This window comes from Pseudomonas sp. SDO5271_S396 (genome assembly GCF_054071795.1).
Genome location: NZ_JBSVWB010000017.1, coordinates 28,194 through 41,429, shown reverse-complemented (window position 1 = coordinate 41,429; position 13,236 = coordinate 28,194). Strand labels below are relative to the sequence as shown.

Annotated in this window: 12 protein-coding genes; 8 read left to right on the top strand and 4 right to left on the bottom strand. The window is 61.7% G+C overall.

The features are described from left to right. Positions 1-111 precede the first annotated feature (111 nt). The 6 genes from ACW9IN_RS14010 to ACW9IN_RS13985 all read left to right on the top strand — a co-directional run bounded on the left by ACW9IN_RS14010 (position 112) and on the right by ACW9IN_RS13985 (position 7,055). Positions 112-2,493 (top strand): TonB-dependent receptor, encoded by a 2,382-nt coding sequence (locus tag ACW9IN_RS14010; RefSeq protein WP_457366434.1) that lies wholly within the window; start codon positions 112-114, stop codon positions 2,491-2,493. 3 nt (positions 2,494-2,496) lie between these two features. Further along, positions 2,497-3,177: a Fe2+-dependent dioxygenase gene (locus tag ACW9IN_RS14005; protein ID WP_457366433.1), complete on the top strand. Its 681-nt coding sequence runs from the start codon at positions 2,497-2,499 to the stop codon at positions 3,175-3,177. A 28-nt stretch (positions 3,178-3,205) separates the two neighbouring features. Beyond that, positions 3,206-4,321 carry an ABC transporter substrate-binding protein gene (locus ACW9IN_RS14000; RefSeq protein ID WP_457366432.1) on the top strand — a complete coding sequence of 372 codons (1,116 nt, stop codon included), beginning with the start codon at positions 3,206-3,208 and terminating at the stop codon, positions 4,319-4,321. Between the two features lie 155 nt (positions 4,322-4,476). Further along, positions 4,477-5,535: a FecCD family ABC transporter permease gene (locus ACW9IN_RS13995; protein WP_457366431.1), complete on the top strand. Its 1,059-nt coding sequence runs from the start codon at positions 4,477-4,479 to the stop codon at positions 5,533-5,535. Next, the gene (locus ACW9IN_RS13990; protein WP_457366430.1) at positions 5,532-6,317 is read left to right on the top strand and encodes an ABC transporter ATP-binding protein; all 786 of its coding nucleotides are present in this window, start codon (positions 5,532-5,534) and stop codon (positions 6,315-6,317) included. Before ACW9IN_RS13995 ends, ACW9IN_RS13990 begins: the two co-directional genes overlap by 4 nt. Before the next feature lie 93 nt (positions 6,318-6,410). Continuing rightward, on the top strand, positions 6,411-7,055 hold the full coding sequence (locus ACW9IN_RS13985) for a glutathione S-transferase N-terminal domain-containing protein (RefSeq protein WP_457366429.1): 645 nt from the start codon (positions 6,411-6,413) through the stop codon (positions 7,053-7,055). Between the two features lie 107 nt (positions 7,056-7,162). On the opposite strand, the gene ACW9IN_RS13980 is transcribed toward ACW9IN_RS13985, so the two are convergent. Further along, positions 7,163-7,372 carry a cold-shock protein gene (locus tag ACW9IN_RS13980; RefSeq protein WP_002554837.1) on the bottom strand — a complete coding sequence of 70 codons (210 nt, stop codon included), beginning with the start codon at positions 7,370-7,372 and terminating at the stop codon, positions 7,163-7,165. 389 nt (positions 7,373-7,761) lie between these two features. Here ACW9IN_RS13980 and dcd point away from each other — a divergent pair, with 389 nt between their 5' ends. Both dcd and ACW9IN_RS13970 read left to right on the top strand, forming a co-directional pair. Then, positions 7,762-8,328, top strand: a complete 567-nt coding sequence (dcd, locus tag ACW9IN_RS13975; protein WP_457366428.1) for a dCTP deaminase — start codon at positions 7,762-7,764, stop codon at positions 8,326-8,328. Between the two features lie 107 nt (positions 8,329-8,435). Beyond that, positions 8,436-8,636 carry a hypothetical protein gene (locus ACW9IN_RS13970; RefSeq protein ID WP_457366427.1) on the top strand — a complete coding sequence of 67 codons (201 nt, stop codon included), beginning with the start codon at positions 8,436-8,438 and terminating at the stop codon, positions 8,634-8,636. Positions 8,637-8,639: 3 nt separating this feature from the next. On the opposite strand, the gene pdeM is transcribed toward ACW9IN_RS13970, so the two are convergent. The 3 genes from pdeM to ACW9IN_RS13955 form a co-directional block, all read right to left on the bottom strand. Beyond that, entirely contained in the window at positions 8,640-9,290 is a 651-nt protein-coding gene (gene pdeM, locus ACW9IN_RS13965) for a ligase-associated DNA damage response endonuclease PdeM (protein ID WP_457366426.1), read from the bottom strand. Next, on the bottom strand, positions 9,290-11,770 hold the full coding sequence (locus tag ACW9IN_RS13960) for a ligase-associated DNA damage response DEXH box helicase (RefSeq protein ID WP_457366425.1): 2,481 nt from the start codon (positions 11,768-11,770) through the stop codon (positions 9,290-9,292). The genes pdeM and ACW9IN_RS13960 overlap by 1 nt, the downstream gene beginning before the upstream one ends. A gap of 65 nt (positions 11,771-11,835) precedes the next feature. Next, positions 11,836-13,230, bottom strand: coding sequence for an ArnT family glycosyltransferase (locus ACW9IN_RS13955; protein WP_457366424.1), 1,395 nt, complete (start codon positions 13,228-13,230; stop codon positions 11,836-11,838). Positions 13,231-13,236 lie beyond the last annotated feature (6 nt).

The window sequence follows — 13,236 nt, the reverse complement described above, 5'->3', positions numbered from 1 at the left end:
AAACCCTAATCACGCATCAGCAATACAAACCCGGGGTATGGCAGGCGAAATCGCTCTTTAGACTACCGAACCTAAATGAGAGTAATTGTAATTTAGACTCGGAAGCCTCCCATGTCATTGCCCACACCTCGCAGCCACACGCTGCACACCACCCTGGCACCGATGTTCGGCCTGCTGGCCGCCGGCAGCGTCGTACCTGCTGCCTTTGCGGATGCACCGACGGTCAAGTCCAACGATTCGGTGCTGAGCCTGCCGGAAATCAAGGTCGATGGTGAAGCCACTTCCACCTTCAAAGTGGACCGCGTGACCTCGGCCAAAATCAGCCAGCCGCTGCTGGATGCGCCGCAGAGCGTGACCATCGTGCCGCAACAGGTGCTCAAGGAGCAAAACGCGCAGACCCTGCAGGAAGTGCTGCGCAACGTACCGGGCATTACCTTTATGTCCGGCGAAGGCAACCTGGGCTGGGGCGACCTGTTTTCGATCCGCGGGTTTTCTTCCGAGCAAAGCCTGACCGTCGACGGCGTGCGCGATGCCGGCATGTCGACGCGTACCGATACGTTCAACCTGCAACAGGCCGAAGTGTTCAAGGGCACCGGCTCCATCGAGTCCGGTGTGTCGGCGGTGGGCGGCAGCGTCAACCTGGTCAGCAAGGAAGCGCACCTGGGCGATGCCAACAAGGTCTCCGCCGGGATCGGCACCGACAGCTACCGTCGCCTCACCGCCGACCTGAACAAGCAACTCAACGACACCACCGCCGTGCGCATCAACTTGATGAAGCACTACAACCAGGTGGCCGAGCGTGACAACGTGGACTACGACCGCTGGGGCATCGCGACTTCGTTCGGTTTCGGCCTGGGCACCGATACGCGGCTGTTCATCGACACCTTCTATCAGAAAGACACCAACACCCCGGACGGCGGCGTGCCCATCCAGCGCGGCACCAACGGCGACCGCATGCCCGGGGTGAAACGCTCCAACTGGTATGGCGATTCCCACCTCTATACCCAGCAGAACAAAACCACCTCGCTGACCGCGCGCCTGGAACATGACTTCGACTGGAACGACGCCAACCTGCGCAACCAGACGCGCTGGGAACGCAGCGACAACTTCGCTGTACTTTCCCCGGCGCGCTTCTTCGCCGCCAATGCCAACGGCCAGAAAACCTGCACCGGCACTCGCTGTGCGACCTTGGGTTACACCGGTGTAGGACCACTGAGCCAAGTGCCCGGTAGCACCGTGAATGCCTACACCGACTACGTGAACAACAGCAACACCGCCTACGGCATCCTGCGGGGCAGCGACTTCGGCCTATCCAAGCGCTACACCATCCTGGATAACCAGACCGACTTCAGCTTCAAGTTCAATACCGGCAGCCTGCAACACGCGGTGGTGTCGGGTCTGGAGTTCTACCACGAGACCTACGGCGGCCTGAAACGCAACGCCGAAGTGCCGGCCGGCGACATGCTCTTCGACCTGAACGACCCCAGCCATAGCTTCGCCAGCACCTACGTGACCAAAGGCGAAGGCGACCCGCGCTCGGTGATCGACAACGCCGGTATCTACCTGGGCGACACCGTCACCCTCAATGATCAATGGCAGGTCCTCGGCTCGCTGCGCTACGACAACTGGCGCGCCCAGACCACGCAGCGCGGCCAGGCCAACATCAGCAGCACCGATGGCGCCGTGAGCGGCCGTGTGGGCGCGGTCTACAAGCCGTTGCCCAACGGCAGCATCTACGTGTCCTACAGCGAAGCGGCGCAACCGTCGGCGCTGGGTGCCTCGACCAACAACCAGATCTACGGTGCGGCAAGCACCAGCAACTACAGCCCGGCCAAGTCCAAGACCTACGAACTGGGCACCAAGTGGGACATCGCCCACGACATGCTGAATGTCACCGCCGCGATCTTCCGCACCGAACTGGACAACGCCTGGGAATACCAGGACGGCGAATCCGCCCCGGTACGTGCCCTGCCCGCCAAGCGCGTGGACGGCATAGAACTCGGCCTGCAAGGCAATATCACCCCGCGCTGGACCGCCTACACCGGCTTCTCGGCGCTCAAGAGCACCCAGACCAAAGGCATCAACAAGGGCGAGGAAGCCAAGAACGTTCCCGACCTGACCGCCAACCTCTGGACAACCTACGCCGTCACCGACGCCCTCAGCCTGAGCTACGGCGAGCAGTACGTAGGCCGGCGTCGCTACAGCGACAACAAATATGTGGGCGGCCTGAACAACAACAGCAGCTACGCCAACGGCCCATCCGGGGTGGCCGCCATCTATGTGCGCGACCACGAAAAAGCGCCGGGTTACTGGCTGAGCAACGTGGCGGCGCAGTACAAGGTGAACAAGGACACCACGGTCAACCTCAACCTCAACAATGTGTTCAATAAGTTCTACTACAGCCAGATCGGCGCCTCCCTCGACGGCTTCCAGCTGTACGGCATTCCCGGTGCAGGGCGCACTCTCACCGCCAGCGTCGACTATGAGTTCTAAGGCGTGCTGATCGAAATCCCGGGGCTGCTCAGCGCCCCTGAAGTCGACGCCACGGTGGCGGCCTTGCTCGATCAGCCCTGGGTTGACGGCAAGGTCACTGCCGGACAGCGCTCGGCCCTGGCGAAAAACAACCGCCAGTTGCCGGACGATTCGCCGGTAGCGCTTCGCATCGGTGAGCAGATTCTGAAGCGGCTGTCGGACAACGCGCTGTTCATGTCCGCCGCGCTGCCCAAGCGTATCTACCCGCCGCTGTTCAACCGCTACAGCGCTGGCGAAGCGTTCGACTGGCACATCGACAATGCCATTCGCGGCCTCAAGGGCGTGCGCGAACGGGTGCGCACCGACATCTCCGCCACCTTGTTCCTGGCCGACCCGGCCAGCTACGACGGTGGCGAACTGGTGATCCGCGACACCTTTGGCGAACACGCGGTGAAGCTGCCGGCCGGCCACCTGCTGATCTATCCCGGCAGCAGCCTGCACAAGATCAACCCGGTCACGCGCGGTGAACGGATCGCCAGTTTCTTCTGGATCGAAAGCCTGGTGCGCGAAGACAGCCAGCGCCAACTGCTGCTGGACATGGACATCGCGATCCAGACCCTCACCGCCCAGAACGCCGATCCCCACGCGCTGCTGCAACTGAGCGGCGCCTATCACAACCTGTTGCGGCGCTGGAGCGATGTCTGATGCGCCGCCTTCACCTGGAGTCCCCGCCATGTTGAAACCCCGTAACCTGCTCAAGCTCGGCGTACTGTTCGCTGCGCTGGTCCTCGGCCACGCCGAAACCGCCGCGGCCCATGAAGTCACCGACGTGTTGGGCCGCAAGGTCGAAGTGTCCGACAGCGTCAAGCGCGTGGTCCTCGGCGAAGGTCGCCTGATTTCGGCGTTTGCCCTGTTGGACAAAGACGCGCCGTTCCAGCGTATCGTTGGCTGGCAGAACGACTTGAAGCTGCTCGACCAGCACACCTACAACGCCTACGTGGCGAAATTTCCCACGGTCAAAGACATTCCGTTGATCGGCCAAGCGTCGGAACAAAGCGTCAGCGCCGAAGAAATCCTTTCGCTCAAGCCCGACCTTGCCGTGTTCAGCATTTCCGGACACGGTCCGACCGAGCACAGCCCGGTGGCCGACGTGCTGGCCAAGGCCGGGATCCCGGTGCTGTTCGTCGACTTTCGCATCAACCCGGTGCAAGGCACCCACACCAGCATGACCGCGCTGGGCCAGGCATTGGGACGCGACGCCCAGGCCAAGGCGTTCCTGGCCTTCTACGACCAGCACATCAAGGTCATCACCGACGCCGTCGCCACCCTGCCCGCCGGCCCGCGCCCGAGCGTGTTCCTCGAACTGCTGGCCGGCGCCTGGCAGGCACCGGGGCACACCACCGGCAAGAGCGGCATGGGTGAGGTGATCAAACTGGTCGGCGGGCGCAATATCGCCGCCGACGTGGTGCCGGGCGCGCTGGGCGACATCAGTGTCGAATACGCGCTGAAGGCCGACCCGGATGTGTACGTGGCCACCGGCAACCACAAACCCGGGCTGATCCTCGGCGCCGGTGTGAGCAGCGACGACGCACGCGAGGCGTTCGAGCGAGTGCTGGCACGTCCGGAGTTCGCCAACCTTCGTGCGATCCGCGAGGGCAATTCCCACGGCTTGTGGCATGACTTCTACAACTCGCCGTACAACCTGCTGGCGATTGAGTCGTTGGCCAAATGGGTGCATCCAGAGCTGTTTGCCAAGCTGGACCCGCAAGCCACCATGGAGCAGATCAACCAGCAGTTCCTGGGGATGCCGTTGCAGGGTGCTTACTGGATTGACGGCAAGTCCAAGTAATACCGATTGCCGATTGAAATGCAGTCAGTGTGGGAGCTGGCTTGCCTGCGATAGCGGTCTATCAGTCACCCGATGGGGTGGCAGACGCACCGTCATCGCAGGCAAGCCAGCTCCCACATTCTGATCTTCTTCGTTTTAAAGATCGTGTGAGCCCCATGACCACTCAAACCCTCGACCTCGCCAGCGCCACCCACGGTTACCGCCGCCTGCTGGCGCGACGGGCCTGGCTGTTGGGCCTGCTCGGTACGGCGCTGGCCTGCGCCATCCTGGTGGACCTGGCCAGCGGCCCCTCCGGCATGGGCCTTCTGGCCTTGCTGGACGGGATCCTGCACCCGTCCCATTTGAGCGTCACCGACCAGGTGATTATCTGGAACGTGCGCCTGCCCTACACCTTGATGGCAGTGCTGGTGGGCTGCGCGCTGTCGCTGGCGGGCGCCGAGATGCAGGCGATTCTGAACAACCCGCTGGCCAGCCCGTTCACCCTCGGCGTGTCGTCGGCGGCGGCGCTGGGCGCCTCGCTGGTCATCGTGTTTCCGGTGACCACGGTGTGGATGTCGGCCAATACCGCGATCTCCGTCTCGGCGTTCATATTTGCCGCCGCGTCGGTGTTCCTGCTCCAAGCCATGTCGCGCCTGCGCGGTGCCGGGGTGGAAAGCCTGGTGCTGTTCGGCATTGCGCTGGTGTTCAGTTGCAACGCGGTGGTGGCGTTGTTGCAACTGGTGGCCACCGAAGATGTGCTGCAACAACTGGTGTTCTGGACCCTGGGCAGCGTGACCCGGGCCAACTGGGACAAGCTGGGCATCCTGGCGCTGGTGGTCGCACTGGTGCTGCCGTTTTCGTTCGCCGCCGCGCCGCGCCTGACGCTGCTGCGCATGGGCGAGGACCGCGCGCAAAGCTTCGGCGTGGACGTGAAGCGCCTGCGCTTTTTCTCGTTGCTGCGCATCAGCTTGTTGTCGGCCACTGCCGTAGCGTTCGTAGGCACCATCGGTTTTATCGGCCTGGTGGGTCCGCATATCGCGCGGATTCTGGTAGGTGAAGACCAGCGCTTCCTGCTGCCGGCCAGCGCCTTGACCGGCGCCTTGCTGCTGTCGCTGTCGTCGATCGCCAGCAAGCTGATCATGCCGGGGGTGGTGGTACCGGTGGGTATTGTCACGGCGCTGGTGGGGGTGCCGATTTTCGTGGTGTTGGTGTTCAAGCGGGGGCGACAGTTATGAGTGCGGGTCTATCGGTACACAACGCCCACGTCAGTTATGGTCGTCGGCAAATCGTGCAGGATCTCAGCCTGCCCGCCCTGCCCCACGGTAGCCTGACCGCGCTGATAGGCCCAAACGGCGCCGGCAAGTCGACACTGTTGCGGGCCATCGCCGGACTGGAAAAGATGCAAGGTGTCGTGCGCTTGGGTGACCTGGACCTGTCGGCCATGTCGGTGGCCGAGCGGGCACGACGCGTCACCTACATGCCGCAGAACCTGCCACCGGGGCTCAGCCTGAGTGTGATGGAAAGCGTGATCGCCGCCTTGCGCGTGGCCACGGTGGAGGGCGTGCCGTTGTCCAGCGAAGCCTGCTTGCGTGAAGGCTTCGAGGCATTGCAGCGCATCGGCATCGCCCATTTGGCGGATCAACTGCTCAGCACGCTGTCGGGGGGCCAGCGCCAACTGGTCAGTCTCGCCCAGCTCATCGCGCGTCGCCCCCAGGTGATGTTGCTGGACGAACCCACCAGCGCCCTCGACCTCAACTATCAGTTGAAAGTCATGGAGTGCGTGCGTGGGCTGGTGCGTGAACACAACCTGATCGCCGTGGTGGTGCTGCACGACATCAACCTTGCCGCGCGCTTCGCCGACCAGATCGCCGTGCTGCGTCAGGGCCGCCTGTACGCCAGCGGCGCGGCGGATGAAGTGCTCGACCCAGGGTTGTTTGCCCAGGTATATGGCGTGCAAGTGCGGATCGAGCGCTGTTCGCAGCAGTCGTTGCAGGTGCTGGTGGATGGTCCTGTGTGATTTGCTTATAAGGGTATGCGCAAATACTTCATTGAATTTTCGCTCTCCGAGCTTCACCTATACCCACAGGCATTCGCTCATTTGGAGAGCTTCATGATCGACCTGTATTACTGGACTACCCCCAACGGTCACAAAGTATCACTGTTCCTGGAAGAAGCCGGCCTGCCTTACAAGGTGCACCCGATCAATATCGGCCAAGGCGATCAGTTCAAACCCGACTTCCTGAAGATCGCGCCCAACAACCGCATTCCGGCTATCGTCGATCAGGACCCGACCGACGGCGGCGCGCCGATTTCGCTGTTTGAATCGGGTGCCATCCTGCTTTATCTCGCGGAAAAAACCGGACAGTTCATTCCCAAAGACCTGCGCGCTCGTCAGGAAACCCTGCAATGGCTGTTCTGGCAGATGGGCGGTCTGGGGCCGATGGCCGGGCAGAACCACCATTTCAGCCAGTTCGCACCAGAAAAGATTCCTTACGCCATCAAGCGTTATGTCGATGAAACAGCGCGTCTTTACGGCGTACTGGACCGCCGTCTGGCGGATCGTGCCTTTGTGGCGGGCGAGGACTACAGCATCGCCGATATGGTGATCTACCCATGGATTGTTTCCCACAAGTGGCAGAGCCAGCGCCTGGAAGATTTCCCACACCTGCATCGCTGGTTCAACAGCATCAAGGAGCGCCCGGCGACGGTTCGGGCCTATGAACTGGTGCAGAAGGTGAACCCGCCCAAATCCTGAGCCCACCCCATGATCGTTCCCACGCGTGGGAACGATCGGCATAAATTGCAGACATAAAAAAACCCCGCTTTTAAGGGCGGGGTCTTTTTGACTAAAGTCAGTACAAGTTAGATAACTTGAACTTCTTCAGCTTGCATGCCTTTCTGACCGCGGGTAGCGATGAAAGAAACCTGTTGGCCTTCTTTCAGGCTTTTGAAGCCGTCGGATTGGATAGCTTTGAAGTGAACGAACAGGTCGTCACCGGATTGTGGAGTGATGAAGCCGAAGCCTTTTTCATCGTTGAACCACTTAACGGTACCAGTTTGGCGATTAGACATGGTGTATCTCCTTGGACAAAGTTAACTGCGACTCAGGAAAAGCCCTGGCCGAGACTGAGTGCAAAGAGCAGGAAAAATTCTTGGAGACGGTTGGATCGAAATTCAACATATCGTGTAGAGATTCTCAGTGACACAAGCAGCACAGTGGCGCCACCTTAACCCTTTTTCCGGGACGTGCCAATGGTATTTCCGTAGGTTTCTCCATTTTCGTGACTGGCGGTGGTATTTACGGTCACCACCGCCTGCAGCAAGGGTCCCGGCCCCGCTGGCCGTGGCTTATAGCCGCTCGGGCATTCATCAAGAAAAGACCCGCGCCCTTTGAACCCCGGGGCTGGCCCCGGTAAGATGCCCCACAGAATTTTTCCACCTCGCTATTCAGGACACCCGCCATGAGCATCAAATCGGACAAGTGGATTCGCCGCATGGCGCAAGAGCACGGCATGATCGAACCCTTCGTGGAGCGTCAGATACGCGGCGAAGGTGCCGAGCGCCTGATCTCTTACGGTGTTTCCAGCTACGGCTACGATGTGCGTTGCGCCGATGAATTCAAGGTGTTCACCAACATCAATTCGGCGACCGTCGATCCGAAAAACTTCGACGAAAAAAGCTTCGTCGATATCAAGAGCGACGTGTGCATCATCCCGCCGAACTCATTTGCCCTCGCGCGCACCGTGGAGTTCTTCCGCATTCCCCGCGACGTGCTGACCATCTGCCTCGGCAAAAGCACCTACGCTCGCTGCGGCATCATCGTCAACGTGACCCCCCTTGAGCCTGAGTGGGAAGGCCACGTGACCCTGGAGTTCTCCAACACCACCACCCTGCCGGCGAAGATCTATGCCAATGAAGGCGTGGCGCAGATGTTGTTCCTGCAGTCCGATGAGGCCTGCGAAGTTTCCTACAAGGACCGTGGTGGCAAGTACCAAGGCCAACGCGGCGTGACCTTGCCGCGCGCTTGATCGAAAGCTCCTACACACCAAGGGAATTTGTCAGCGGGCAGGCACTCTATTGGGTGTACTGCCTCGGTGCGTGCACAACGCGCCGAGCCACGCTTGAGGAGTACCCTATGAAACTCGACCCGCGAATCAGCGCCGAACTTGCCCGGCTCGAACCCAACCAGATTGGCGTTCTGGCCTGGTCCCTGATGGCAGATCCTGCCCATGCGGGCGGCATCCCCGGTCAGCCCGATGAAGACTGGCCGCAACAGCCCACAGAGCCCGGTGAACCGACATTGCCGGACGAGCCACCGCCCGCTCCCGTCGCCTGATACCTAACCCACTGGCCAGACGGCTTGATCGCCGATCACGAATACTCGGCGGTCGTCGTCCTGGTGTACCGCATACCCCCCGGTAAACGCCCCGAATGCGGGTAACAGACTGACCCGTGTTCCGATTTGGAAGCAGGGCAGGCGCAGGCGCTGTCGGCCTTTGCCGCGCAAGTGATACACCGGATGCACGTGCCCGGCCAGTACATGATGGCTGGCATGGGCCAGTGGTTCATGTTGCAGGGCAAAAGGACCCATCAGCAGCGGCTCTGCCACCACGTCGATGTTCAGCTCCGCAGGCGGGTCGCCGGCGCGTTTATCGTGATTGCCGCGGATCAGCGTCAGGCGCAGGCCGGAATGACGTTCGCGCCACTCACGCAAGGCACTCAGCGTTCCATGGCCGAGAGAGCCCGGCCCATGCAGGAAGTCGCCGAGGAAAATGACGTGCTCGCACGCGAACGTCGACAACAATCGGTCCAGCCGTTGCAGATTCGCCTCGGTGGTGCCTTGCGGCACCGGTTGGCCCAGGCTTCGATAGGTCGAGGCTTTGCCAAAATGTGCGTCGGCGATCAACAGGCAATGATGGGCGGGCCAATACACGGCTTTATCCGCCAGCAGCCATAGTTCCTCGCCTTCCACCCGCACGGTGTGATGCATCAGCGTTTCCCGTTATCCGCGACCTTTTCCAGATCCCTGACCATCCGCGCAATGCGTTCCGAGAGTTTTTCCGAACTCATGCTTTCGCGCATCCGCTCCACCAGCAGTGGAAACGCCAATGGCGTAGGGCGTTCGATTTCATGCAAGTCCAGTTGCAGCGCCGACAGGTGGCGCAAGCTCGCTTCCAGACGGTGAATATCCAACTCATCGCGCAGGACTTCTTCCCCGGCCTGGGTCAGCAACAGGTTGTGCGGGTCGTACTGCTTGAACACTTCGAAGAACAACCCGCTGGACGCCTGCACCTGGCGCGTGCTCTTGGGTGCGCCGGGATATCCGGCGAACACCAGCCCGGCAATGCGCGCAATTTCCCGAAAGCGGCGCAGGGCCAGTTCCCCTGCGTTGAGGCTGGCCACCACATCGGCCAACAAGTTCGCCGGGCTCAGCAGCGCCTCGTTCAATAAAGCGGACCAGTCCAGGGCTGTCGCGCTCAACAATTCCAGCCCGTAGTCATTCACCGCAATCGAGAAAGTCACCGGCTGTTGCTGGCTGACCCGCCACGCCAACAGGCTTGCCAGTCCAAGATGCACCTGGCGTCCGGCGAAGGGGTAGAGAAACAAGTGCCAACCTTCCCGGGATTTCAAGGTTTCGGCCAGCACGCGATCGCGGGTCGGCAGGCCGGACCAGCGCAACTGAGTCTGCAGCAAAGGTTTCACCGCCTGCATTTCCGGGCCGTCGTACTGCCCGTGCGCCGCCGCATCCAGACGTTCGACCACTGCTTGGGCCAGCTCGTTGGAAAGCGGCATGCGCCCGCCATTCCAGCGCGGCACGGCGGCTTTGCGGGCGGTGCTGCGGCGTACATAGGCGGTCATGTTTTCCACGCGCACCAGTTCCAGCAGGCGCCCGGCGAACAAAAAACCATCGCCGGGCCTAAGGCGTGCAATAAAGCCCTCTTCGACACTGCCCAGGTTTTTGCCGCCGCCGCCCTTGCTCCAGAATTTCAACTGGAGGCTGGCGTCACTGACAATCGTGCCCACGCTCATGCGATGACGACGTGCCAGCCGGGCATCCGGAACGCGCCAGACTCCCTGTTCGTCGGGCTCTGCGCGGCGATAGTCCGGATAGGCCGTCAGCGACAGCCCGCCATGGCGCACAAAACCCAGCGCCCAGGCCCAGTCCTCATCGGTGAGGTCTTTATAGGCCCAGGCGCTGCGTACTTCCGACAGCAACGCGTCAGGCGTGAACCCGCCGCCCAGGGCCATGCTGACCAAATGTTGTACGAGCACATCCAGCGGCTTGTGGGGCGATTCCCGCGCTTCGATACGACGTTGTGCAATCGCGTCCTGGGCCGCAGCGGCTTCTACCAACTCCAGGCTGTGGGTCGGCACCAGCGTCACCCGGGACGGACGTCCCGGCGCATGCCCGGAGCGTCCGGCGCGCTGCATCAGCCGCGCCACGCCCTTGGCCGAGCCAATCTGCAAGACGCGCTCCACGGGCAGAAAGTCCACCCCCAGGTCCAGGCTCGAGGTGCACACCACGGCTTTCAATTGCCCCTCCTTCAAGGCCCGTTCAACCCAGTCGCGGGTTTCCCGTGACAGCGAGCCATGGTGCAAGGCAATCAACCCGGCCCAATCCGGGCGGGCTTCCAGCAGCGCCTGGTACCAGATTTCCGATTGCGCCCGGGTATTGGTGAACACCAGACAACTGCGACTCGCCGCCACTTCGACGATCACCTGGGGCAGCATCTTCAAACCAATATGCCCGGCCCAGGGGAAACGCTCGGCGACAGCCGGCAACAAGGTGTCGACTTCCAGGCGCTTGGTCGTTTGCCCTTGCACGTTGATCCCGCCGCCTTGTGGGACTAACACCTCAAGGGCATGGGACTGATTGCCCAGCGTCGCGGAAATCCCCCACACCATCAGTTCCGGGTACCAGCGCCGCAAGCGTGCCAGCGCCAGTTGCAGCTGCACGCCGCGCTTGTTGCCAATCAGTTCATGCCATTCATCGACCACCACCATGCGCACCTGCGCCAGGCTCACTTGGCTGTCGGCACGCGCGAGCATCAGGGTCAGGCTTTCCGGGGTAGTGACCAGGACGGTGGGTTGGCGCCGGGTCTGGCGGGCGCGTTCGCTGCTGCTGGTGTCGCCGGTGCGCAGGCCGACACTCCACGGAATCTGCAAGGCCGCCAGCGGTGCCTCCAGAGCGCGGGCCGTGTCGGCGGCGAGGGCACGCATGGGTGTGATCCACAGCACCGTCAGGGGGTCGGCGGGCGGCTGGCGTTTGCCGGTCGCTGGAGGGCGGGTGATTGCGAAACGATTGAGGGCGGCAAACCACAGGGCGTAGGTCTTGCCCGCGCCGGTGCTGGCGTGCAGCAACCCCGAGTGGCCTGCCTTGACCGCCGCCCATACCTCCTTTTGAAAGGTGAAGGGTTTCCAGCCGTTGTCGGCAAACCATGTGTTGGCGAAGTTGCGCGATGTTGCCATACCGCTGTCGGTACTCTGGAGGGCCTATTCCACAGACCTTCCAGGCACGGCAAAGGTTTAAACGGTTATTGCGACCCGACGCTGCAATAGCGCAGTTCGGAGGTGTTGGCTTGCCCCACTGTCCGGCAATTGATGGACGCCGGCAGATTCAGCGGCTTGTCGGTCGAGCGTCTGACCAGATAAAAAGCTTCGGACACCGGCAAATGTTGCGGCTGTTTGAGATGGCGCGCCCAGCCGCTGCTGTAGAACTCTGCCGAATAGGAGCGTGGGCCTGCGTAGATCAGATCGCCCGGTGCTGCCGCTTGTTGTGTCTTCCACAACGTCACGATGTCTTTCTGATTCTGTGGGCGTTCCGACACTTTGTCGCCGAGGATCATCGCGTACCCTGCCACCGGCAGTGTCAGTGCGATGGCGGCGATGACCATTGCGCGTACCCTCTGGCTGATGACATCGGCCAGCAGGATTGACCAGGCCGGTAACGCCGGCAGTACATAGGTCCACAGAATGTTGGTGGAAAGGGTGAAGAAGAGCGGTGTCGATATCGCCCACGCCAGCAGGAAGATGCAGTATTCGCGCTGGGAATACAGTGAGGCACGCCACTTCACCAGTAATGGCAAGAAAAATGTCCAGGGTAAAAAACCACCCAGGAGATGTACCCAGATCATCGCCAACGGCTCGGCGTGGGCGCTGCCGTAGCGATCACCCTGCCAGCTGCTGATGAAATAACGGCTGAAATGTTCGCCGACAATAAAGTATTCCAGGAATCCCGGAGTCTTGCGCTCCGCCAGCCAATACCAGGGCAGGGCGACGATAAGCATCAACGCCAGGCCGGGCACCCAGGGCAGTGACAGCAACCTTCGCCAGTGACCGGTGATCGCCAGCCAGAGCGCGGCAGGCAGTGTAATCAGTACCAGCGCCAATGGCCCTTTTGCCAGTAGGCCCAGGCCCAGCCCGAAAAAACCGGCCAGGGCCCAGCCACGCTCGGCGTGCGCCAGGCCGCGCCACAGGCCCAGGTGTGCGAGCAAAAGAGCGAATGCCAACGCGCCGTCGGTCAACACGGCGCCGCTTGAGAGAAAACCCAGCGAACACGTCGAATAGATGATCGCAGCCGTCAACCCGATCCGCAGGCCCCGCTCCCGACAAGCGAAGTTCACGATCAGCGCGCAACTGGCGACATGCAGCAGCCAGGTGGGGAAGCGGCTGGCGAACTCGTTGATGCCGAGCACCTTCATGCTCAGGGCCTGTGTCCAGAACGACAATGGCGGTTTGCCCCAGAACGGCACGCTGTGGTCGAACATGGGCGTGATCCAGTCGTTGTATACCACCATCTTGCGGGCAATTTCCGCATAACGGGCTTCCGATGTATCCATGATCGGATACAGCCCCAGTGTCCCCAGGCGCACGAGCAGCACCGTCAACAGGATTCCCCAGAGCAAGCGTATGGACACGGATGGGTTCATGACGAT